This is a genomic window from Paenibacillus sp. FSL R7-0652 (genome assembly GCF_038595045.1).
GTDB lineage: Bacteria > Bacillota > Bacilli > Paenibacillales > Paenibacillaceae > Paenibacillus.
Genome location: NZ_CP152001.1, coordinates 6,507,731 through 6,532,112, shown reverse-complemented (window position 1 = coordinate 6,532,112; position 24,382 = coordinate 6,507,731). Strand labels below are relative to the sequence as shown.

The window sequence follows — 24,382 nt, the reverse complement described above, 5'->3', positions numbered from 1 at the left end:
AATCACGGGTATTTTTTTGATTATAGAAGTTAGACAGTTTATCTAAAGTGATAGCGCTATCAATCTAAAATTTATGGTAAAATTATAGATTAAAGGATGATAAGCAAGTCAGAGGAGCTGTGCATATGAGAGTGATTTTGGTAGATGATGAAAATCTCGCTCTGAGCAGATTAAATAAATTGTTGTTAGAGAGAGAAGATTGCAAGGTTATCGGTTCTTTTCTGAAGGCAGAAGAAGCCATAGAGCAGATCAAGCATCATCTGCCTGACCTTGTTTTCATGGATATTCATATGCCGGGAATGAACGGAATTGAGGCGACTGAACGAATTCATGAAGTTTCCCCCAAAACGGAAGTTATTTTCACGACAGCTTATAACGAACATGCACTGACAGCCTATGGGCTTGAAGTCCTGGACTATATTATGAAACCTGTAACGCGGAACCGTTTGGACAAAACGATGAAGATGTATCAGCGCAGAGCTGTGCCGACACCTATGAATGTGACTGAAGAACCGGAAGAGCCGTTGATGTTCATCCGCTGTCTGGGAATGCTGCAGGTGCAGCTGCATCCCAGTGAGCCGCCCAAACATTTGAAATTCAGAACGACCAAAATCAGGGAACTGTTTGCCTATCTTCTTCATCATCGAAATAAACCGATCAAGCGGGATACCCTGCTTGAACTGTTATGGCCGGAATTGGAGGAGAGGAAAGGCATATCTAATCTGCACAGCGGTATTCATCGCATACGCGGTATGATGAACGAATTCATGGGTGAAGACCGGATGTCTGTTCGGTATCAGCATTTCGGTTATATTTTGGACACAGGCGAGTTCCGGATTGATGCAGAAGAATGGGAGAGACGTCTTAATCGGTTGTCTGTATTATCACCGTCAACACTTGCTGAACATCGATATGTCTCAGACCTGTATGAAGGCAAATATTATGGTGAGGATGATTATGCCTGGGCAGAGCTGGAACGTCAGCGTCTGCATGCGCTTTGGCAAAATCATGCCATGAAGCTTGCACAATATTATATGGATGCGGACCAGCATAATGAAGCAATTGTGTTATATCATCGAATGCATCAGTTTGACCCGACGATGGAGGAAATCAGCCTTTCTTTGATGAAACTGTATGCTGAATTAGGTAATAAAGACCCGGTAGTGGCTCAATATAATCAGCTGGCAGCGGCATTACAGCAGGAGGCAGGCATAGATCCTGGCTTCGACGTTCAGTTTTGGTACGATGAATGGAAAAATAAAAATAGTTGAACAACGGATAGATACTAGAGTATAAAATTGTTTTGGATGTTCTTAGTCTTACAGCCTCTTTGAAGAGGCTGTTTTTTGTTGTCTTCACATAAGTTGGGCTTGGTCAGAATTTGGTAAGCGGCTTGGTTTAGAATATACAAGATATGTAATACCAAGACCAAATCATACGAAAGATGACAGGAGGCTAAGTCAAGTTGAAGGTATTTAAAGCATTGAGAATATCGTTTCTGGCTTTTGCGGTTCTGCTATCAACCTTCTCATCCTATTTTGCTCCGGGAGCAAGTGCGGCGGATGAAAATATCTATGTATCCTCACAGGGAAGTGATAGTGAAGGTACGGGTAAAGCAGAAGCACCGTTTGGGACGATAGAAAAAGCACTAACAAACATAAGTGCTGCAGGGACGATTGTTCTTCGGAGTGACATCACTTTAGATGGAACCTTGGCAATTAACGCTCAAGGGAAGAACATTCACATCCAATCTGATGAAGGACATGTATATTCAATCATTCGCAGCAGCAGTAACATTGATAAAAATCTGATTGAGGTTAGTGGCGGTAATCAAACGAATACCGTTACCTTTGATAAGCTGATTATTGATGGGAATCAAGTGAACCTGAATGCTGCGAGGCATGGTGTATATGTTTATGGTGGGACTGCCATTTTTAAAGATGCAGAAATTAAAAACCATCTGGTGAAGTCAGGCGGTCAGCCTGCAAGTGTCATCTCACTTAGCGGTGGCGGCGCAAAAGTGGTTATACAGGAAGGAACCTTGATTCATCACAACAAGATTTCTGGATACCTGCGAGATAACCCGTCCAATGTATTAGGGGCTGGTAGTGGGGCAAGTCTGGAAATCGAGGGTGGAGTTATTACCGATAACGAAGTTATGACGGGCAGTAACGGAGTTATCGTCGGCGTAGGGTTGTATAAGAGCCCGACGTTTAAGATGACGGGCGGACAAATAACAAAAAACAAGCTGTCAGGAACGGAATTAGACGAGAACGCTACAATAGGAAATGTAGCCGTTTATATGCGCGGCAGTGCTAGAGATGCCCGATTTGACTTTGGGGGAACGGCTTTTGTATATGATAACCTGAATTCAGACGGGAAACAGCGAAATGTATACCTGAAAAATGCGCAAGCTACAGGTGATGCTTATCTGACACTGGTAGAGGCTCTGCAGCAGGGGGCGAAGATTGGTGTTTACGCCAATATTATGCCTGATGAAGTAGATAATCCAATTGTTGATATTGCAATCGGGCCTAATGCCGGAAGCAGCAGATATGAAGCGACGGAGGCGGACGCAGCGTATTTCGTATCGGATATTAATACGGCAGCTGTCATTCGGTATAACGGGGATAGCAAAAAAGTGGTTTTGTCTTATCAAAAACCGATCGAGCTGAAGCTTACTCAGCCTGGGGATGGCAGTATTGTTGATGTACAACCTGACGTAAGCGGGACGGTTACTCCAGGTTCAAAGGTTACCGTTACCTTGATCAGCAAATCAGGTCTGAACGAACCGCTGATCGCGGAAGCTGAAGTCCGGGAAGATGGGACTTGGAGCTTCACACCAACTACAAAGCTGCAGGGCGGGGAGTACACCCTGAAAGTATCGGCAGCAAGTAATGGCGTTTCGTCTGAAACGTTATCCAGAGATATAACGGTGGTAGACAAATCGGCACTTCGAAATAAAGTTGACGCAATCAACAGTGAAAATTTAGCTGAAGTGAACTATACATCAGAGAGCTGGACTATATTCCAAAATGCGATGAACAAAGCGGCAGAAGTTCTGGATAATCCGACTGCAGCTCAAGCGCAGGTGGACAACGCTCTTCAGGATCTGACGAATGCTCGCACAGGTCTGACTGCAGTGAATGGTACAGACTCAGCTGGTCCTGGGGGAGTGGATAATCCTGTACTCTGGCTGCTGCCGGATGAGCATATGGGAATTGCCAGCGGGGAAAAGGTGAATATCTGGAAAGATCGCAGCAGTAAAGGCAATCATGCATCACAAGAGACAGCGGCTAATCAACCGGTTTATTGGGATGACTTGAATCATAACATCAATTTTAATCCGGTATTGGCATTTGACGGGTCTAACAGTTATATGAATCTGGATGTAAGCAAGCTTCCGCAAGGAAAGAACCCAAGATCGATCGTTACCGTGAGCAAAACGAATCGAGTGGAAGGCATTGATTACATCATTTCCTGGGGGAAGAGTGATTCTAGTGCTTACTCGGGTATAGGGATGCTTCATAATGAAACAAGAGGTGGCTTGACAACCTTTAACAGCGATAGGAATCAAACGTTGTATACTCCTCTAGAGTTCCTGGGAACCACGTTCCCGAACGAGCAATTTGTCACTTGGACAGGTGGAATCACAGCGCCTAACCAAGCCAGAATGTACAGTAAAATGAAGCAGGTACAGCAGCTGAATGATTGGGGAAAAGACAATGCCAAGTTATGGGATACGGGTAATGCCGATGGAGCCATAGTCGGCAAGCTTATCCCGGAAACGAAAAAGGATGGCTATTGGAAGGGGACTATCGAAGAAATTATCATCTATGATCGTGCGCTGACAGATGAAGAACGTCAAAAAATCAGCACCTATTTGGCCATTAAATACGGTTACACGCTGGATCAGACCGTACCGAATTCCTATTATGATTCAAATCTGAATACAATCTGGGATTCACAATCGAATACAGCCTATACCCGCCGCATTACAAGTATCGGTAGAGACGATCAAGGCGGACTGCTGCAGAAACAAGCCAAAGCACAGGAGCAGGGCTCCATTGTGACAATGGCTTTGGGTGACCGCATTGAGAATACGAACTCTGCTAACCAAAACGATGTAGTGAATGATTCTTCTTTCTTTATATTTGGTGATAACGGAGCAGCTGCCGAATTCAAAACCTCCCTGACGAAAGGAGCAGAGAAACTGCTTCGAATGGAGCGGCTCTACAAAGTACAAAAATCGAATTGGGATGAAGCACAGATTACGATTCAACTCGATGCCATCGAAGGCAGCACCCAGCAGCCTCGATATTTGGTTATCAGCAATGATGATCAATTTGATACTCAGGATTCGTTCTATCCTATTGAAAACGGGAAGGTTACGCTTAATACTTCACATTTCAATTCTGATTCGTACTTTACCTTTGCCATTACAGCCAATCCGCTGACAACACCGGAAGTCACACTGACCGGAGACGAGTTGACTTGGGGAGCGGTAGAGCACGCGGATCAGTATGAAGTAACGATCAACCTGGAAAACGGCACGAAGCGGACAGTACCCGTCGAAGGCACATCACTGAACCTTTCTCTGCTGGAACCATCACTGGCGTCCGGCAGCTACACCGTGACCGTAACGGCAAAAACAAACAATCCAGCTTATGCAGATTCGGAACCATCGGCGCCTAAACCATATGTCGTTGTTGACAAAACGAATTTGAAAGCTAAAACCGATGAAATTAACGGTAAAATCCAGACCGGAGAACTGGATAAAGAAGAGTACACACCAGCCAGCTGGACAGCCCTTGATGAAGCGATGAACGAGGCACAGCGAGTGCTGGATGATCCAGCAGCATCACAAGCACAGGTAGATAAAGCATTAGAGGACCTGACGAATGCAAGAAATGCATTAACTAAGCTTACTCCTGATCCTGGAGTAGATAAAACAGGTTTGCAAAATAAGTATGATGGCATCCGGGAAGAGAATCTGGAAGAAGAAGAGTACACACCAGCCAGCTGGACAGCCCTTGAAGAAGCGATGAACGAGGCACAGCGAGTGCTGGATGATCCAGCAGCATCACAAGCACAGGTAGACAAAGCATTAGAGGACCTGACAACTGCAAGAAATGCACTAACTAAGCTTACTCCTGATCCTGGAGTAGACAAAACAGGTTTGCAAAATAAGTTTAATGACATCCGGGGAGAGAACCTGGAAGAAGAAGAGTACACACCAGCCAGCTGGTCAGCCCTTGAAGAAGCGATGAACGAGGCACAGCGGGTTCTGGATGATCCGGCAGCTTCACAAACACAGGTAGACAAAGCATTAGAGGACCTGACAACTGCAAGAAATGCATTAACTAAGCTTACTCCTGATCCTGCAGTAGACAAAACAGGTTTGCAAAATAAGTTTAATGACATCCAGGAAGAGAACCTGGAAGAAGAAGAATACACACTAGCCAGCTGGTCAGCCCTTGAAGAAGCGATGAACGAGGCACAGCGGGTTCTGGATGATCCAGCAGCTTCACAAACACAGGTAGACAAAGCATTAGAGGACCTGACAACTGCACGTACGGGCCTCACTCTGGTGAATGGTGAAGAGAATACGGCTGTACTGCAGACGCTGGTTCCATCTACAGGCAGTCTATCGCCGGCCTTTGATCCTGCCAAAGATTCGTACAGCATCACTGTGCCAAACAGTGTATATCAACTGCAGTTGACGCCAACAGCACTAGATCCCCATGCGAAGATTGAGATCTCGGTTGGAAATGGGGAATGGAGTGAGGTTTCAAGCGGGGTTGTCAGCGGTAATCTCCCGCTTCAAGTTGGCAGTAATACCATTGTTGTAAAAGTGACAGATCCTCTTGGACATGTCATGAAGTATACAATTAACGCAACCAGAATGCCTGCTTCAGACAGCAATAATGGAGGCGGCAGCGGAAATAATGGTGGAGGAAATAGCGGAGGTAACAGCGGAAGTACACCAGTGTCGACACCACCGGCATCTACCCCTGCGCCAACACCAACCCCGGCGGCTCCAAAAGACAATCTAGAAACAACGCGGGATGGCAGTCATCAGCCATTTGCAGTTTCCAAGTCATCGGATTCGAAGCAAACGGTAGTCGAAGTTGATCCTGCCAAACTGCTTGCTGCAATGTCACAGGGTACAGGGCAGCAGTTCGCCATTCATTCACCGAATGAAGGTGATGTGAACGTAGGCGGTCTAACGCTGGAAGTACTGAATCAATTAACGAATCAAGGCTCGAAACTAAACATCAGTAATCCGCTGGCGATTTATCCGGTGCCTGGAAGCAAAATGGACATGAAAGCTGTATCCAGCCAGCTGGGCAGCGCTGCAATGAACGATATAGCCGTGCTTGTCGATATCACACGTTCGTCGGACGCTTTAATCAGCAGTGCGAAGAACAAAGCTGCAGCCGACGGATATGAGCTTCTGGTTAATCCGGTAGATCTGGATCTGACTTTCACGAAAGATGGCCAAACGGTTAGAACAGGCCAGCTGAATGGCTATGCACCGAAATATATTGCGCTTCCGGAAGGAATCGATCCGAACCGGATTACTACCGGCGTGATTATCAACCCGGATGGAAGTATCTATCACGTACCTACTGTTGTAACGAAGATTGACAGTCGTTACTATGCACTCATCAATGACTTACGCAGCAGCGGCTCCTATTCTGTAATCTGGAACCCGCAGGATTTTGATGATGTACGCACACATTGGGGAAAAGAAGATGTAAACAACATTGCGGCTCGATTGGACCTGAAAGGAAATGGAGATAATACCTTCGCACCTAATCGTCAGGTTACCCGTTCCGAATTCGCAGAGCTTGTGGTTCTTAGTCTGGGCCTGATGCGTCAGGATGCTCCACACAACAAATTCCCTGATATCCATGAGACGACCTGGTTCCGATCCAGTGTAGCTTTGGCTAATGAATGGGGTATCGTTAAAGGGTATAATGACGGCAATTTCTACGGCAGTCAGCAGATGACCCGGGAACAAGGATTTGCGATGATTGCTCGTGCATATCGTTTGGTTAATCCAGAAGCTGTCGTGAGTGGAGAGCAGATCAATACCGAGCTTGCTCGATACAATGATTCAACCGCAGTATCTGCTTGGGCTCAAGCAGATATAGCACAACTGATTCAAGCAGGAATCATTCAAGGAAGCGGGAAAGAAACGTTTCGTCCTCAAGCATCGATGACTCGTGCTGAGGTTGCGGCACTGCTCGCAAGAATGCTGAAAGTAACCGATTTGATTGATAAGTAATAGAAGAGAGTTATAATAGAAAAGCCTTTGCTGATATTTGGGGTCAGCAAAGGCTTTTTCTTGTGCAGCGAACGTTTGGTAGGGGCTTTATTTTTGGATTACAGATACCACTGCTTGGCCTTCTGATTAAAGAATCGGGTAACTTCCGGGTAATGGGCAAGATCAATCTGGTGCTGCCTCATCATTCTCTGAAGGAAGATGGTGTCTGTGAACATGCTGCTAAGGATGAAACTGCATTCCTCCGGGATATCTTGGAAAGCCTCCACGAGTACCCGTATTTCTTCAAAATCAAAGAATAGTACGTACAAAGCGTAATTTTGAAGCAAAAGGGTAAAACAGTGGTCACGGTATGATACAGGTTTCTCTGAACAGTGCTCAGACGAAACACTGATCCTATGATCATAGGCATCCGCATCGCTGTTCGTATCTATGTCTGTATACATAGTCATACCCGCGAGCAGGTCTCTAATGATCTGGAACAGCGCAGCGGGATTATTCGCATACAGTTTAAGCATGCCATCAACGTCGTTGATAAGATGAATCGCTGGTTCCAAACCGCTCTCAAGGGGAAGGTGCAGCTTGTTCGATCGTCCCTCAAGGACGTGTAACAGCTCCAGGGTAAGATATTTGCAGGCCTGAATCTCTTCGGCGGAGATGACAATCTGTTCGCTGTATTTGTCTCGATGACTGATGTAATGATCATAATATGCGGTGAAGTAATCTTCCAGAGGAATCCCCGTCTTTGTATGAATCAAACGCTGCCCATGGAATGAGCAGGCATGTAACGTTTCATCATTAACCGGATGCGCATAGAGATAGAAGAAGAAGAGATATTCGTGCAGCTGCTGTTTTTGCCCATGATCTAACCGAGTTATGTCGCGCAGATGGGACAGCTGAAGGAAGCTGTATTTTTTCATGAGATCATTCATCGCACTGTAGGTATTGTATGTATTCATGGACAGCGTACTGTTTACGGTGAACAGCAGGTAATACAGAATCATCTCATCATACACATCAAGTGGATCAAACGTTTCGGACAGGACAGGCTTCCAATCGGGTACTGATCCATAGTACGGGTCTTCGGGGCGCAGCTCGGTGAGCCAGCCAGTAAAGCTTTCTTCTGGATGATCAGCAAAGAATAAGTCTGCACTGTCATCTTCATACAGCCCATATGCCATCATATTGCCATGTGTCGGCTCCAATGAAAGATTGAATCGGATGCGATAATAATCGTTATATATATTTTGTAGATTCATTTCAGGCAACCTCGTTTCTATGTATGTCGTGACTTTCTACAGCTCTGCCTCCATCTTCATTCTATTCTATCCTTCGGCTTTATTCGATACGTGTTTGAATACTCACTCTGTAGGCTGCAGCTATGCGGATTAGATCAATTTCCTCTACCCGGCTATCTTTTCTCCTGAAAATAATCCAAAAAAGCATAAAAAAATCATGTCGTAATACTTTCACCCTGCTCACGAAACCCAAATTCTGAGATGATGAGTTCACCAAAGGTTCGGGTTACGAACATCGGAACTTCGGGCCCTTGGCCTTCAGGCTATGGCGATCCTTCCTTCTACACATCATTGGAGATTCCAGGGTCGCCGCTCTCCTGAAGATTTCAATTCAGAGAGGAGGCGTCCAGGCTATCATATTCCTTCCTTCTCAAGCTAACCACCAAATGTTATATAGGGATATGGCTTTCCTGGACTCTTTGATCATGAACAATACAAATTACAATAACAATAATGAGAACAACGATAACTACAATACCGATGAGGGCAGCAGTACGAATATGAATGGCGGCATCAGTATAATGGAAACCAATATGAGAATGAACAGCATTTATGTGCGCAGAGCCGGCAAACTGATGATTCAACCGAGCGAACAGCGGCAGCATCGGCTTCCTAAAAAAGTTCTGGCGACAGTGCTCAAAAATATAGAGTCCCTCGGCTTCACCTTCTCGCTTGAACTGATGCAGGCGCTGCGAACGCTGACTCAGGAGCAGTTCGAAGTGCTGGTTCAACAGCTGATCAAAGATCTTAAAGTCATGGTTGGTGCCCATGTGCAGTACAAACCGATGTATAAAGGTTTCCCGGAACAAGTGATGGAAGAGGACGACGCAGAGCTGTATCTGAATGCGGTTCTTCATTATCTGACACATCTTACGCTGGATGATTTCGAGCCTTCGGCTGTGGCAGCGGGTGTGCGGTCTCCTTTGCTGGAGCAAACGAAGCTGAAAGTCATTGACCTCGGGAACAAGCAGGCATTCCTGAAGCTGATCCGTCAACTGATTGAAGCAAAGGGTTCTATCTCCGATACAGACAAAAAAGACATCAAACATGTACTCAAGCATGCAGACCCAAGTGATGTTGAGGCAATACTGCCTGCAGAGATTCCGTTCAAGGAAAATGTGGGCTATGTCGTTGCGGTGCTGCTGAAATATGAATTGGCAAGCATGGAACGCATCGGGTCTTATTTCAAAACGGCAAGCGATGTGCTCCGACTGGCAGTATCTTGGTCGGAGGGGGACGTCAGTTTGGCAGCAGCCTCACCTTTTCGTAAATTTAAACGTCGTGAGCGCCGCCTGCTCCTCAGCCTGCTGGAACAATGCGGCTCCATCACAGAGGATATGCTCCGCTACAAGAATCGCTGGATCAGGCTGGGTGAGATTCTGCACCCATCCGAATACAAGCATAGGTATCCGCGCTGCCAGGAGGCTTTTGATATACTGCGAAACAACAAGCCGTTCTCGACCTTCAACAGCAGTGTCGAGCTGGCTTTCCAGTATCGCAATATCTGGAGCTTGATTGATCTGCTGTCTCAGCGTCCGGGCGAATTTGCGCGAAAACTGGATCATATGCTGCGCATCACAGAGGATGAGGCGTATGTGCTGCTGGCTTTTGAAGAGGCAGCTGCAAAGGTATCGACGCCAGTGTTATTACAGGTGAGACAGCATTTTGCACAGCGAAATGAATCTCAGAATCTGCGTGTCTTTTTCCCTAAAGGCAATGTCGCCAAGGCTTTTGGCATTCCGAATGAGCTGCCGAAGCTTGATGAAACAGTCTGTCAGGAAGTGGTGCAGCTATGCGAGCAGGCTTTGATCACACGGTTTGCTGCATTTCCTTCACTGGGGAAGACGTATGTTGATGAACGACTGCAGCATTATTTGGTTCCTTTTTCCCAGCGATCTGCGAGCAAAGCTTTACGGACCATTGTGCGGGGAAGCCGCATCCCGATGGGAGAGGGCGATACGATACGCTTCTTCAGCTGGTGGAAGGAGGGCGAGGTGGACGGCACGCCTACGGGACGAGTGGATATTGACCTGTCGGCAGTCATGTATGACGAGAACTGGAATTACGTCGAACATATCTCGTATACGAATTTGCGGTCTGTCAGGTATAAGGCCGTCCACAGCGGGGATATTGTAACTGCGCCGTATGGAGCAAGTGAATTTATTGATCTGCATATGCCTTCCATTGTGAATTACGGCGGACGTTATGTGGTAACCACGCTGCACTCCTTCACCAGCCATCCGTACTGTAACTTGCCGGAATGTTTTGCGGGCTGGATGATGCGTAAAAAGCCCGGGTCGGGCGAAATTTATGAGCCTACCACGGTGGAGAACAAGATTGATATTACCGCCGATACTCAGATTGCGATTCCCGTTATTCTGGATCTGGTGGAGCGAACAATAATCTGGACCGATCTGGCGTTAAAGAGATACCCGGATTACAACAACAATGTGGAAGGGAATCAAAAGGGAATTGTGCTGATGGGGAAGGCCATGACCACATTGCGCAAACCCGATCTGTATAACTTGTTCCTGCTGCACGCCAAAGCGCGAGGTGAACTGGTGGATACAAAGGAGCAGGCCGATACCATCTATGCAGTTGATGAAGGGGTAACGCCTTATGATATAGAGCAGATTATGGCAGAGTATCTGGCTTGATCAGTAAGTATGACATGAATTGGAGCGAAGTCGTGGATACCAATTATGAATTAGTAATTGGTATAGAATAGTAATTTAACAATAAATAGTAAACATTAGGGGTTAGAAGTAGATAGATAGTAGATAGTAGAGTAGATAGTAAATAGTAAATAGCAGTTGTGGTGAGTGTCCAGCATGCGTTTAGAAATGTATAGGGATGAGAAGAAGCAGCCGCAAGGCTGCTTCTTTGACCTGTTTGACTGCCAGTTCCATTTTATAGTAACCTTGGCGTGACTCTAGGATTGTTGCTTTCTTTTTAAAAAGGAGTGATCTACATTGAACAAAAATACAAGTCAACGTGCAGGTATAGAACCAAGTATGGATGCAAGCATAGAAGTGAAAATAAACACCAGCGTCGACGTAAGTAGAAGCACAAGCATGGATTCGGTACTTAGTCAGTATGCATATAACGAGCAGTCATCCTCTCAAGAGCTGATTGAGTTCACATTGAAATCACTGCGGGACCTGCTTCCAGTGGCTGGGTTCAAGATTATCAAATCCCGTAAAGCCATCGAGATGAAAACGCGGGAATTTATCATATCCATCTATCTTCAGGCTAATAGACATAATAGGTCAGGAACGAGTATAGAAGTTATGGTGCATTGTAAGGTTACGCATACTAAGCGAAAGGCACATACGGGGCTGCCGGAAAGTTACTATCAGCATTCGGAGCTGAAGTGGTATGAACTATTTGGCAAGGACGCATTTAAGGAAAGCCTTATATCGATGACGGAATATATTATCCAGCATGAGATTCCACTCATTGAGCAGCTTTTATCGGATCCTCAGCGTGTGATAGAAGAACATCTGAGGTATGAAGAAGATGAGAAACATGAGGATCAAGAAAAACATGAGGACTATGAAAAGCATGCAGAGCTGCAGCAGAGGGTATTCAGCCCTTATTTTTACTATCGCTACGGTACAGAAGCCCAATTTGAGCAGGCGAGACAGCGATACGTTGGGAGTTTAAGCGAAGCGCAGAATAAGCAGTATGACGAGGCGGTTACCAAGTTTCAAGCCGATAGAAACAGTCCAATCAAGCGCGGAGGAGATTGGGCATATTTGACGGTGGCCAAGGCATCCGGGTATGAAATATGAATATTACCCCTGTTATTCTGATCGCTGCTGCCCTGTTCAGCTATATGTTTATCTACTTTATGTGCAAAGTCGTTAATCCGCAGGCATCAAAGAGGCATGTCGTATGGGCAGGAATTTGTTTTGCCATTCTGGTAGTGATGCTGTTCAGTATACTGCTCTTGCTTCTGCTTGTTGAGAGATGAAAAGGTCCATTTTCGCACCACGTGCAGCTAGCTCGCAGCATGCGGTGATCCGCTTCATGGGCAAGGATGGTCAGTATATTACAGACAGCGGCTAACGATTTCAGATGACGCTATTTGAGGCATTTTACCCTGTTTGAAAACGTAACGATTCTGAGAAACGTTATTTGCGCATTTTGGTTGTAAAATCTTCATTTGTGGTGCTTTTCGGCAGCAATAGCGTCGCTGGGGATCGTTATATTTCTAAACGTGAGAAAATCACCCAAATAAGGTTTCTAGAGATCGTTAGAAGATAGAGGGGCCCCCAGTCTACTAGCGTCCTCACATTCGTATGTTGAGTTCCATATAGATTACTGATCTCCATACACGTGGGTGAGCTGCGAGTAAAATCGGAGTTCACTCTAACTTGCCAGGCTGCAAACCAGGTTATATTGGATCGGTTTGCCGAGTTTCGAAGGTTTCAAAATCCAAACTACTGTGAAGCTGCGTGTCATATCATAGCTTGTACTTACCTTCCAAACTTACTGCTTCCACGCGTTCGCTTCACTGACCACTTCCGCTCCACCTGCGGACATGAACTCTTGTCTGAACTCATCGAATTCGCTGAGCGGCCGCTCGCCCGTAATAAATGCGATATAGGCTTTGTTTTTTAGCCGGATCAACGCGTCGCCATAGTTGGCTAGAGCGGGGGTAGCGACTTCCAGCGCGTTATATATGCCGTCCTGATCGAGGTGCAGCGCGGCTGCCCATTGCTCCCGTTCTCCTGTCTGTTTCAGTGGAACGGTCATTCCGATATTGGCACCAATCGTATTTTGATATCCGAACATGGCGTCATACGGGGGCATGACGATGACATTTCGGGGTTCGACAGGTGTCCAGACCCAGTGCTTGTTTTCCGCCCCGAAGGTCATGCTTGCCGCCTTGTCCGGATCCGGGTCTGCACTGACCTCGTCCAGAATGCGCAGCATCATCTCCAGCTTGCCGGGTTCTTTCACCGCATCGGCTCCGATCGCAGTGAAGCTCATTAACATATCGTTTCCTTTGGAGCCGCGCTGTCCGTGGGGGCCGACGAACGGTTCACCGAAAATAACCTGTGCCTCAGGAAACTTGGACTTTAATTCTTTGACGTTAAATGCTGCCTGAGAGGGGCTTTTCAATGCCTTACCTTCATGGTCGACACGCCAATCCTCATAATCGCCGTCCTGAATCCAGTGGTAGTAGTTACCCATCGAAGTCATCCCGATTTTACCGTTAATGAACGCATGGGATAGATGTTTATATCCGCCTTTATTCTCCCCTGTGACAAACTCTGGATCAATGACACCGTCCTTGTACCATTTCCGCAGGTAGGCCAGCGCCTCTTGCATCTCGGGTTCCAGCGCACCGATAACTTTCTTTCCGTCTTTTGTGCCGAAGTACAGCTGATCTGCAAAAACAATCTGACCAAAGGCTCCAAACACAACGTTCATGCCTTCACTGGACAAACCATACGTATCCTGAATGCCGTTGCCGTCGGGATCTTCAAAGGTAAATGCATAGATGACTTTCTCGAATTCTGCGAGCGTCTGTGGAACAGCCAAACCCAGCTTGTGCAGCCAATCCTGCCTGAACACTACAGGTGTGCGATAGATGTTAGTCGGATTGATGACAGGTATGCCGTAATATTTACCGTCGATGACTCCTGCATTTTCATAGGCCGGAGCGTATTCATGGATAATGCGAATCAGATTTGGTGCATAGGTATGCAGTGTCTCTACCGGAATCTCCGCGAGTACTCCTTGCTGTTGGTACTTTAACAGATCCTGCGGCTGCCGGATTCGAAACAGGTCGGGTATGCTGCCTTGAGCCAGCTTCATGTCGAGGAGGGACTCGTATTTATTGTTTTCCATATTCCAAATGTCTAAATCTACACCAAACCGGTCCTCCACTACCTGCAGCATCTCGGCATCCTGGGGTACAGGCAAGTTCTGATGCATCGTCCATGAGATGTGATATTTGGCTTTGTCTTTTAGAGGGGAGAGCGTGCTGCCTTCTTGTGAATCAACCATAGCGCTGGGCCCTGTCAGCAAATTGCAGCCGCCAAGAATAACGCCCATCATGGTGAGCAGCGCTGTAGTCAGGAACATCTGATAGCGATAAGGTGTTTTCATTCTCGGTCCTCTCGTATTCATCCCGCTCATCCTCCTTACACTCATGATCCGGCCTCCGGCATCGCTGCCGAGGTGAGACTTCGTACATAACTCCCTGGTGTACATCCGTACATTTCCTTGAAACGTTTAATGAAATAAGCAGTTGTGCCGTAGCCAACCGAACTTGCGACCCGGTCAATGGTCATGTTGTTGTTTTCAATCAATACCTTGGCCTGTTCCATTCGTCGGGATGTGACATAATCGGTGTAGGTTACACCCATCTCTTCTTTAAAAAGCTTGCTCAAATATTTCGGACTTAGGAATACTTTGGTCCCAACAGCCTCAAGTGAGAGATCCTCGGAGAGGTTGGCTTCAATATACTGCTTCGCCAATTCAATGGTTGAGACAGCACGGTCACTATTGCGATTTTCGGTCTCTTCCATAAATGTGGTGATCGATGCTGTCAGCCAGCTGCGGTATGCGAGAATATTACGCAGACTCGTATACTCATGGTACAGATCGGGGTGCCCGAACTGCAGTGGGTGTTTATAACGTACATTCTTGGCTGCGTCCGAGTAGATGAACACCATGTTCGACAGAATAAAATGGCAATAATCAGCCGGATACTGTCCCTTTCGCATATGTTCAGCCACTTGTTCAATCGTGCCTGCAGCCTCATCCAGCTGCCTGCCCTGAAGCTTGTCTCGAAACTTGGCAAGCAGGGTCTGAGGAATTTCATCCAGACTGTGCTCACGCTGAAGCAGGGAATGATCCTTCAGAATGTGCAGTTCAGGCAAAAAATAAGCATATTTCATCAACGTATGTGCCTCATTGAAGCTCTGGTGGATGTCTCTCAAATCACTGACCCAGCATCCGGTAGACAGCTGAATGTCCGGCTGGAGCTGCTGCCGTGTCTCCGCAAGCAGCAGCTGGGCGAACTTGTCCAACAATGCCTCTGAAGCCACGTCGGTACAGAGAATGACAGCAAGTCTCTTATCCGGCAGCTCTTCTGCAATGAGACGGCTGTCCTGCAGGGACAAGCATTCAAGTCCATGCATCAGTCTGGCGATGGCTTCCGGCTGGTCTATAGAATCTGGTTCTACAGAGCTTGCTCCTGTATTCATCAGCATACAGCAGTATTCAGCATATGGCCTTGCGATACCAAGAGCGGCTCGTTCCTCTTTCCACGGTCGATGTTCCGGGTTACCCTGCAGCAGGTTAAGCACTGCTTTATGCCGGACAGCTGCGCTGTTCGCGATCATCGTTTCTTCAAGGCTGCTCACTTGTTCCTTAAGATGAAGAAATGCACTGTCGATCAGCCGGAACTCGTTAGTCATCTGGTTCGATGCCGTTCCAGTGAGATCCTTGATACGTCCTACCAGACGTTTGATCGGACTATAGTTCGCACGAACAAGTACGGCTGATAAAATCAGCCCGATCAACAGTGCGGCTAAACAGATTCCGAGAATAAGCTTCTGAATCATGATGGATTGTTCATAATAATAGCTGGACGGGGTTGCACTGTAGATCGTCCAGTGGGTTGATGGCAGCGTTTGATAGGATACAACGTATGGCGATTCTGCGATTGTTTCGTCAAAGCTGCCTTTTGCATCGCCTAGATTAAGGACTTTCTTCAGACTAGCTGCATACATGTCAGACTGTCCGGATTCCTGCTCTTGTGATTTGCTTACCGCAGCTCCGGCCGCGTTGACGATCACCGTATGCTGATATTGGGAAGGCATCATATTCTCAATGATGTGACTCACAGCCTCTTCTTTGACATCAATGGCGATGATGACGTCACTGGTTTCCCCTGTGGAACGAAAAGGATAACTGTGCGCATATGTAAACAATTCATTGGTATCCCCGGTCTGACTTGAGAAAATGTCCTTTGGAATAGGGCGTGCTGATGTCCAGAGACTGTTGTGCTTGCTGGTACGCATCTCTTGGAGCCAGTCTGTGTAATAAACAGATCCTTCACTCTGATCTGCCCCATAACGCAGGCCGTAGAGTGAAGAGAGCATAATGTTACGTGCGGGATAATAGAGATGAATCCCTTGAACAATGTCGGTATTAGCTGCAGCTTTGGCTTTGAGCAGTTCCTGCAGGTCTACGACCTGATTAAGTCCATTTCGATCCTCCTGGTCCGCAAAGAGCCGGATGTTGGCTGATCTATCCAGAGACAGTTCAACATACATCTGCTGTACTCGCTTTAGTATAGTTTCTTCGATAGTCCGTGCTGTATTTTCAAGAATCAGCTGATTCTTATTCCTTAATTCTTCATTATAGCTGCGTGAGAAATAGATATAGAAAAAAGAGCAGATCAGCAGCACAATAACAATCACGATTGAACCATAGGAAAGGGCTAGTCCAGCCCATGCAGTGCTCCATTTTTTCATCAGGCATTCCTCCCGGCCCAAATTATACACTACCCGAATTCTGTAAGGTTCACGATTTATATTAACTTGATGTAAAATGTTGAAGATTTATGATATTGCGTCGAAATTGATACAATGACGAAATTGTTTTATTGCTGGTCTGACGGCCCGAATGCTACATTGAGACCGAACCGAGACCAACTATTAAACGATGGGAGTCGACAAGATTGAAAACAAAAATGGCTAACAACAAAAACAAAAAAAGATTGTTCACTGCTGCTCTAGGTTTGGTCGTTCTAACAAGTTCCATAGCTCCAGGTGCTGCATTTGCTGCACAGAATAATGATCCGGTAGCTTTACCGAAACAACCGGCCTGGGGTTACTTCGTGGATACGTACAAAAATAACAAGCCTGACAATATGACTGTAAATAATAATCCCGCAATTGGAACGTTATCCAAGTTCCTCGATCTATGGACACCAGGAAGTGCTTGGGATAATGGTACGAAGCTGAACAGTGCTGTACTGGACTACAACATTGATTATGTGGCACAGCGTGCCAAAACACGTTCCAAAGCAGACGAGGATGCTGCCTACTATACCGATCGTACGAATCAATCCTATGGCGCAGTAGAAGGTCTGGGGAAACTGGCTGGTGTGTATCGGGAGAAGTCAGGCACATTTACTTCTATTACAAGTATTCCGGCAGATGCAGCGACAACCAAGTATTCGGATAAAAATGATTCCAACAAAGCAGGGGATTCTAATTCGGAGCTTGGTAAAATGGTAGATCTGATCGGCAAAGTTCGCGGTGACTACGCTTCAACACAACAGGCAAAAATGTTCTATCAATATAAACGCCCGTTCCGCTGGCAGGGTGAATCCCTTATCGTGCCTTCACTCGCTGCCGTGAAGAGCAGCAAACCTGAAACGGATGGCGGTTTCCCGAGCGGTCACACGAATGCGTCCTACCTTGCAGCCATTGCTCTTGCTTACGCTGTACCTGAACGCTACCAGGAGCTTATGACGCGTGCTTCCGAGATGGGCGATGACCGAATCGTAGCCGGTATGCACTCCCCTCTGGATGTTATGGGCGGTCGTGTGCTTGCAACAGCATTTGCAGCATCTGCGCTGAATGATCCGGATAATAAAGAGCTGAAAGAGCAGGCATATGCTCAAGCACATGACATTCTTTTGAAAGAAACGGGTACAAGTAAGGATCGCTTCACAGATTATGCTCGCAACAAATCCGAGTACAGCGAGCGTTTGACTTACGGCTTCCCGCAGATCGGCTCCACAACCGAAGCGGTGCAGGTGCCTAAAGGTGCGGAAGTGCTTCTTGAAACAAGACAGCCTTACCTGAACGAGCAGCAGCGCCGTGCGGTACTGTCCACAACAGGGATTGCATCAGGCTATCCAGTGCTGGATGATCCGGAAGGCTGGGGACGCCTTAACCTGTTTGCGGCAGCAGATGGATACGGCGCGTTTAACACAGATGTAACGGTAGTCATGGATGCAGCTAAAGGTGGATTTAACGCCAAAGACGTATGGCGCAATGACATCTCTGGTACAGGCAAGCTGACCAAAGAGGGCAGCGGAGTGCTGCACCTGCAGGGTAACAATACGTATTCCGGCGGTACCGAAGTGAAAGCAGGTACGCTCGAAGGGGATGCAGCCAATGCATTCGGTGCCGGTTCGGTTGTGAATAACGGTGGTACGGTTGCAGAGAATGTAGAGGGTAAATGGAATATCCAGGGTGATTTCACACAGGCATCCGGCGGTACGCTGGAACTGAACGTGAGCAGTGCGAGTGATGTATTGGATGTAAAAGGTGCCGTGAATGCCAACGGTAAGCTGCAGGTCAATTTTGACAACAACTACGTACCTGCACAAGCAAATCTCACATTGATCAGCTTCGGTGCGAACAAACTGAATGGTAAATTTGCATCGGTGGAAGTGAAGGGTCTGCCAAGCCAGTATACAACCGAGGTTGTATATCAAAATGATCGGATTGCCCTTGCTGTTAAAGATACTGCGAATCCGGGTGCAGTAACGACGAATCCGTTCAAATCGGATATTGTCAGCCAGGATAACGTTCAGAAAAACGTAAATGCAGTAATTGAAGCGACGAAGAATGAACAACTGGCGATGAGTGATATCTCCACACACTGGGCCAAGAAAAACATTAATGCTGCACTGAAACTGCGCGTCGTCAACGGATATGAGAACGGCACATTTAAGCCGAATGCATCCGTTACTCGTGCTGAATTCACGGCAATGATTGCTCGTGCACTTGGCCTTGGTGAAAATAAAGCGGCAAACAGCTTCAAAGATACAAAAACAAGCTGGGCAGCGGGTTACATCGGTACCTTGGCGGATAAAGGCGTAATTGGTGGATACGCAGACGGTTCCTTTAAGCCGAATGGAGCGATTAGTCGTGCCGAGATGGTGACCATCATGGCTCGTGTACTGGACTTGAACACACTCGCAACAGGAACCAAGAACAGCTTCAGTGATGTGAAATCCGGATACTGGGCGGCTGAAGCAATCGAGCTGGCATCCTCCGCGAAACTGGTGAATGGATTGACTGATTCCGAGTTCGCGCCTAACGGCAAATCGACTCGCGCTGAGGCGGTAACCATCATCGTCCGTGCACTGGAAAGTGACAGCACAATCAAATCATGGATTGCAGGACTGTAATTGTAATCTAGTCACAACAGATCATCTTATCATTTGACCATCAGATCAAAACGGCCGAGGCGGTTCGAATATCGAACCGCTTTGGTCATTTTAATTTTGGCTTAGGAATGTACTGTAGACTATAAGCTCATCTATGGATGTGGTAAAATGTGGTTTATAATTTATGTGAATTACATAAAAGGCGGGGAGAATATGAGTCGAGTGAATAATAGCGGATTTTACAAAATAAAGTTTTGGATCACACCGGAAGAACTGGATGAAATCTTCGAGCTTTTCAATCATCAGGGGGCCTTATTTGTTTCTACCAATCATGTCCAGACCCCGTATGACAAGCAGCAGGTGCTTCAAGCGTATCATCGATTCTATGGTTACTATGCTGCTGCTGAGAAAGCGGCGGACTATTTTCCACACTTTGTATACTCCATCGTGCTTACGTTGGATCAGGATACAGCAGGTTTTTTCGTCAGAAATGAAGGGATCAGTTTCCCGTATCATGAACAGTGGGCTGTGGATGAGCTGCCCTGCATCATGATTTCGCTCCCCAAAGACATTCGGATTCAGGCAGAAGGTGCCGAAGGAGCAGATTACACCTATGAGGATATCCGGGAACATCGGCCGCTGGCATACCAATTGTACGAAGAACTGGTGAGCGAGATCAAAACGAGAACAAAACTGCTGCGGTTTTTGGTTCCCGAATCAGGTGCATTGTCCTTACAAAAGCCTTCGGTGCGTATTAGCAGGAAGGCTGCTGAACATATCAGCAGTGGCTGGACTTTTGACAAGTATAAGCTAGTGATGCACACCAAGTAACAGGTCGCATCTCCCCAATAAGAAAGTGCAGCATGACAATATCGCTGTAAAAATATGTAATATAATGGTATTATATAGATGTGATTGTAAGAGGTTTAGATTAGAAATATAAATGGGAAGAAGGTGGGATACAAGTTGAAAACAATGTAGAAAGTTTGCGTATACGACAAAATGTAAGCGCTTTACAAAATGAATAAATCTCAGGAGGGATATTCACATGACTTACCGTTTGGCTAGAAAGGGATGGAGCGTGCTGCTGCTCATCGTTATGTTTGCCTCCGTTTTCACTTTTCCTGCCTCTACAAGCCATGCAGCGACTATCCATGTCTCTGATAATGGTTCCAGAATCGAAGTAAACACCGGATCGGGACTTGCATATATCGTAAATAAAACGAATGGAGATATTATCTCGGCCAAGATGAATGGAACCGAGCTGAACAGCAGCAGAGGGTCACATATTGGTTCGGGATTAGGGTCTTCTGCCAACGTAACGTGGAATAAATCACCTTCCGGCTCAACGGTGCTGATCACCGTCTCCACCAACACGCTGACTCATTATTACGCTTCGCGCGGCGGTGAGAACATCATTTATATGGCTACCCACATTACGGCACAGCCGTCCATCGGAGAGCTTCGTTATATTTTCCGCGGCAACGGAAGTGTGCTGACAGGGGTTCCCGTTCAATCAAACAACCGGGGGAATACCGGAGCGATTGAAAGTCAGGATGTGTTCGGGTTTGCGAATGGCCAGACAGCCTCCAAATATTACGGCAATGATCAGGCAAAAGACCTGTCTGTCAGAGGGGTGACCGGCAGCGGGGTCGGGGTATATATGGCCTATGGCAATCGGGAGAAAAGTTCAGGCGGTCCCTTCTTCCGTGATATTCAGTTCCAGAGCGGCTCTGAAACCGAAGTCTACAACTACATGAATTCGGGACATGCACAGACTGAGGACTGGCGCCTCGGCCTGCATGGTCCGTATGCGCTTATCTTTACAACGGGAGGTACACCTGCAGTTCCTGATTTCAGCTGGATGTCGGGGTTGAATCTGCAAGGGTGGGTCACCAGCCGGGGCAATGTGGTGTTAAACGGGCTTTCGGACATGGAGTCAGGTTATGCCTACACCATCGGATTTGCGAACAGCAGCGCCCAGTACTGGGTAAATGCTTCTGGCAGCGGGGCTGCTGCCAAGTACGGTATGATCCCGGGGACATATACCATGACCGTATATAAAGGTGAACTTGCAGTATACACGGAAAATGTAACTGTTAATGCAGGACAAACAACAACCGTAAATACCCGCACCATTACGAATGATCCAGGCAAAGCCCCCAGCATCTGGCGGATCGGGAACTGGGACGGGACACCACGAGAGTTCCTGAATGGACAAACGATACCCATTCGTCATCCTTCGGACAGCCGCAATCCAAGCTGGGGACCGGTAAATTATACGCCAGGCAGTGCAGTGAACCGTTTTCCTGCCATTCAGTTCCGTGGGCAGAACTCACCTACCACCGTAAATTTCAACTTGAATGCAGCACAGGCATCTTCCTCGCATGTATTCAATATTGGTATTACGGCGGCATACAATAATGGCAGACCAAGTGTAACCATCAACGGGCAGACATTAAGTAATCCAGCTCCTTCGTCACAGCCGAAAACACGCAGCTTCACCATTGGCACGTACCGGGGCAATAACACGACCTTTAGCTGGAACATTCCTGCATCTTACTTTGTTCAAGGCGCCAATACAATTACCATTACACCAATCAGCGGCTCTAGTGATCTAGGGAACTGGTTAAGTGCAGGCTGGGTCTATGATTGTGTGGAACTGCTGCATTAACTTAAAAATCATTAATCAATCCAGCCCGGCGGAATGAAGTATATCAGGTCGGGCTGTTTTTGGTATGGTTTCAGATGAATGTCAGTGTAATTCGGTTGTTCCGTATGTAAAGCTGACAAGGTAGAAAGCCATGATGGTTCTGGTAGGTACCTTCTAAGCTGGAGAAGCAGTTCCGTATAGTGGTATAATTTTCAATACATAATGATGAGATGAAGGAACGGAGGCACGATAATGAGCGAAGAGTTGTTGGAACAGTTGGAAACTTGGCATGAGGAAGACGAATACGAGAAGATTGTGGATGCGGTGCAGGAGATTCCTGTAGAAGAGAGAGACTATGAACTGGTAAATCATCTGGGGCGTGCACTGAACAATCTGGAACGATATGAAGAAGCAGTAGAACAATTTCTGACCGTATCCGAAGAGGGAGCAGATGACCCGCTTTGGCAGTATAGGATTGGACTAGCGTATTACTATCTGGAACAGTATGACAAGGCTGAGCAGGCATTCGAGCGTTCGGATGAGCTGGAGCCAGGGGATGAAGATACACTGGAGTTTCTGGATTGGATTCGAACAAGGGACGAACATGAAGATGATGAGGACATGGCTGATGAAGGGAGCGATGAAGTACAGGAGGGTGGTGAGCTGGGACAGGAAACATCTGAAAAGGCTCCTGCAGCGATCTCAGCCGCACCTGTCGTTCTTGGTGATCCTGTACCAGCATCCGGCGAATTCTGGAATGACAGTGAACTGGCTCTGGAGCGATATGTATCTGATCCGCCAAGCGACGGTTTGATTGAATCGGTAGAGGAACAGCTCGTATTCCGTTTACCTGCCTCCTATATTGAGATGATGAAGAAACACAACGGCGGCATTCCATATAACCGCTTCTTCCCTGTGACGAATGAAGAATCAGGTGAAACGGGATATGTGGAGATTGAAGGGATATTGGGGATTGGTCGTGATAAAAGCAGCTCCCTATGCGGCGCAGAGGGCAGCTGGGCAGTGATCGAACGTGATGGTTATCCTGAAATTGGCGTGGTCATTGCCAAAGCGCCTTCCGAAGCGGGGGTTGTCATGCTGGACTACCGTTCCTTTGGTAATGATGGCGAGCCTGAAGTGGTCTATGTAACAAAGGATCAGCGAACGATTACACCCCTTGCACCGAACTTCGAAGCTTTTATTCAGGGGTTAATGCGTCCGGAAGTTTGAGATAGAAATGGCATGATCAGAATAAAGAATATAAACCAAAGAGAAGCTGCAGGATGAGGTCCCCCTCTGCGGCTTCTCTTTTTTCAGATATACAGCATATCCGTGGCATAATTCGAATCATTCTGTTCATTTAAACCATCTTCCGTCTCTGACGGAATGGAGCTGCCCATCCCTCAGTTTTTAAGCAGGGAATCCACCACCAGGAGGCGGCCATGCACCATAGAAACGGCGAAGCAGAACAATCTCGCCCAGATGGTACGAGTTGTGTGAAGCAATATTGCGCAGCAATCCGCCTTTGGTTTCTCCTGGAAAATAGAGCAGTGGATCGTTCAGCTGTGCAGTTTCTGCAATGGATACGGCTTGGTCGATTCCGCTTAGAAATGCTTGAATGTCCTCCTGCCAAGTTTTTTCATCCTGTGGACCTTTCTCTACAGGCCAGCTCTCGCTTACATCTGCCGGCATCTGCGGTTTACGTCCCTGGATATGCTCCAGCATGAACTGCTGCCAGTAGTGCATATGTTTCACCAGTTGATAGATCGTGTAAGGCATAGCCTCATGTGTGCGTCCCGCGAGATCCAGATCAATATCGGGCAGTGCCTTGGCGATGCGAATATGCCCGCGTTCTCCTACTAAGGATCTGACAAGAGCTTGTCCAAAACTTTGATTTTCATCTGACATGTGTAATCTTCCTCTCTATACGAACAGGTCTATAAGAACAGGTCTCTCCCTGTTATTATATCTATTATACAATT

At 46.9% G+C, this 24,382-nt stretch carries 13 protein-coding genes; 9 read left to right on the top strand and 4 right to left on the bottom strand.

Annotation, left to right across the window (positions count from 1 at the left end):
• Nucleotides 1–125 precede the first annotated feature (125 nt).
• Both MKY97_RS28410 and MKY97_RS28405 read left to right on the top strand, forming a co-directional pair.
• Complete coding sequence (locus MKY97_RS28410) at nucleotides 126–1,271, top strand: response regulator (protein ID WP_342553479.1); 1,146 nt, start codon at nucleotides 126–128, stop codon at nucleotides 1,269–1,271.
• A gap of 194 nt (nucleotides 1,272–1,465) precedes the next feature.
• Nucleotides 1,466–7,294, top strand: coding sequence for an S-layer homology domain-containing protein (locus tag MKY97_RS28405; protein WP_342553478.1), 5,829 nt, complete (start codon nucleotides 1,466–1,468; stop codon nucleotides 7,292–7,294).
• 98 nt (nucleotides 7,295–7,392) lie between these two features.
• Here MKY97_RS28405 and MKY97_RS28400 read toward each other — a convergent pair whose 3' ends face one another.
• Complete coding sequence (locus MKY97_RS28400) at nucleotides 7,393–8,550, bottom strand: hypothetical protein (RefSeq protein ID WP_342553477.1); 1,158 nt, start codon at nucleotides 8,548–8,550, stop codon at nucleotides 7,393–7,395.
• Between the two features lie 572 nt (nucleotides 8,551–9,122).
• Here MKY97_RS28400 and MKY97_RS28395 point away from each other — a divergent pair.
• The 3 genes from MKY97_RS28395 (at nucleotide 9,123) to MKY97_RS28385 (ending at nucleotide 12,565) form a co-directional block, all read left to right on the top strand.
• Nucleotides 9,123–11,246: a TerD family protein gene (locus MKY97_RS28395; RefSeq protein ID WP_342556482.1), complete on the top strand. Its 2,124-nt coding sequence runs from the start codon at nucleotides 9,123–9,125 to the stop codon at nucleotides 11,244–11,246.
• Nucleotides 11,247–11,561: 315 nt separating this feature from the next.
• Nucleotides 11,562–12,383 (top strand): hypothetical protein, encoded by an 822-nt coding sequence (locus tag MKY97_RS28390; protein ID WP_342553476.1) that lies wholly within the window; start codon nucleotides 11,562–11,564, stop codon nucleotides 12,381–12,383.
• Entirely contained in the window at nucleotides 12,380–12,565 is a 186-nt protein-coding gene (locus MKY97_RS28385) for a hypothetical protein (protein ID WP_342553475.1), read from the top strand. The genes MKY97_RS28390 and MKY97_RS28385 overlap by 4 nt, the downstream gene beginning before the upstream one ends.
• A gap of 518 nt (nucleotides 12,566–13,083) precedes the next feature.
• On the opposite strand, the gene MKY97_RS28380 is transcribed toward MKY97_RS28385, so the two are convergent.
• Together MKY97_RS28380 and MKY97_RS28375 are read right to left on the bottom strand one after the other, a co-directional pair.
• On the bottom strand, nucleotides 13,084–14,733 hold the full coding sequence (locus MKY97_RS28380; RefSeq protein WP_342553474.1) for an ABC transporter substrate-binding protein: 1,650 nt from the start codon (nucleotides 14,731–14,733) through the stop codon (nucleotides 13,084–13,086).
• A 20-nt stretch (nucleotides 14,734–14,753) separates the two neighbouring features.
• A complete protein-coding gene (locus tag MKY97_RS28375) occupies nucleotides 14,754–17,090 on the bottom strand; it encodes an AraC family transcriptional regulator (RefSeq protein ID WP_342553473.1) in 2,337 nt (778 codons plus the stop codon).
• A 206-nt stretch (nucleotides 17,091–17,296) separates the two neighbouring features.
• On the opposite strand from MKY97_RS28375, the gene MKY97_RS28370 reads away from it, so the two are divergent.
• The 4 genes from MKY97_RS28370 to MKY97_RS28355 all read left to right on the top strand — a co-directional run bounded on the left by MKY97_RS28370 (nucleotide 17,297) and on the right by MKY97_RS28355 (nucleotide 23,630).
• Complete coding sequence (locus MKY97_RS28370) at nucleotides 17,297–19,768, top strand: S-layer homology domain-containing protein (protein WP_342553472.1); 2,472 nt, start codon at nucleotides 17,297–17,299, stop codon at nucleotides 19,766–19,768.
• Between the two features lie 192 nt (nucleotides 19,769–19,960).
• Nucleotides 19,961–20,578 (top strand): hypothetical protein, encoded by a 618-nt coding sequence (locus tag MKY97_RS28365; protein WP_342553471.1) that lies wholly within the window; start codon nucleotides 19,961–19,963, stop codon nucleotides 20,576–20,578.
• Nucleotides 20,579–20,795: 217 nt separating this feature from the next.
• On the top strand, nucleotides 20,796–22,421 hold the full coding sequence (locus MKY97_RS28360) for a rhamnogalacturonan lyase B N-terminal domain-containing protein (protein ID WP_342553470.1): 1,626 nt from the start codon (nucleotides 20,796–20,798) through the stop codon (nucleotides 22,419–22,421).
• A gap of 231 nt (nucleotides 22,422–22,652) precedes the next feature.
• On the top strand, nucleotides 22,653–23,630 hold the full coding sequence (locus MKY97_RS28355) for an SMI1/KNR4 family protein (RefSeq protein WP_342553469.1): 978 nt from the start codon (nucleotides 22,653–22,655) through the stop codon (nucleotides 23,628–23,630).
• Between the two features lie 180 nt (nucleotides 23,631–23,810).
• Here MKY97_RS28355 and MKY97_RS28350 read toward each other — a convergent pair whose 3' ends face one another.
• A complete protein-coding gene (locus tag MKY97_RS28350) occupies nucleotides 23,811–24,308 on the bottom strand; it encodes a DinB family protein (RefSeq protein WP_342553468.1) in 498 nt (165 codons plus the stop codon).
• Between the last annotated feature and the right edge of the window lie 74 nt (nucleotides 24,309–24,382).

Coding starts and splice junctions, on each gene's coding strand:
- MKY97_RS28385 (WP_342553475.1), top strand. CDS start 12,380: ATGAATATTACCCCTGTTATTCTGATCGCTGCTGCCCTGTTCAGCTAT.
- MKY97_RS28355 (WP_342553469.1), top strand. CDS start 22,653: ATGAGCGAAGAGTTGTTGGAACAGTTGGAAACTTGGCATGAGGAAGAC.
- MKY97_RS28400 (WP_342553477.1), bottom strand. CDS start 8,550: ATGAATCTACAAAATATATATAACGATTATTATCGCATCCGATTCAAT.
- MKY97_RS28395 (WP_342556482.1), top strand. CDS start 9,123: ATGAGAATGAACAGCATTTATGTGCGCAGAGCCGGCAAACTGATGATT.
- MKY97_RS28375 (WP_342553473.1), bottom strand. CDS start 17,090: ATGAAAAAATGGAGCACTGCATGGGCTGGACTAGCCCTTTCCTATGGT.
- MKY97_RS28350 (WP_342553468.1), bottom strand. CDS start 24,308: ATGTCAGATGAAAATCAAAGTTTTGGACAAGCTCTTGTCAGATCCTTA.
- MKY97_RS28410 (WP_342553479.1), top strand. CDS start 126: ATGAGAGTGATTTTGGTAGATGATGAAAATCTCGCTCTGAGCAGATTA.
- MKY97_RS28365 (WP_342553471.1), top strand. CDS start 19,961: ATGAGTCGAGTGAATAATAGCGGATTTTACAAAATAAAGTTTTGGATC.
- MKY97_RS28380 (WP_342553474.1), bottom strand. CDS start 14,733: ATGAATACGAGAGGACCGAGAATGAAAACACCTTATCGCTATCAGATG.
- MKY97_RS28360 (WP_342553470.1), top strand. CDS start 20,796: ATGACTTACCGTTTGGCTAGAAAGGGATGGAGCGTGCTGCTGCTCATC.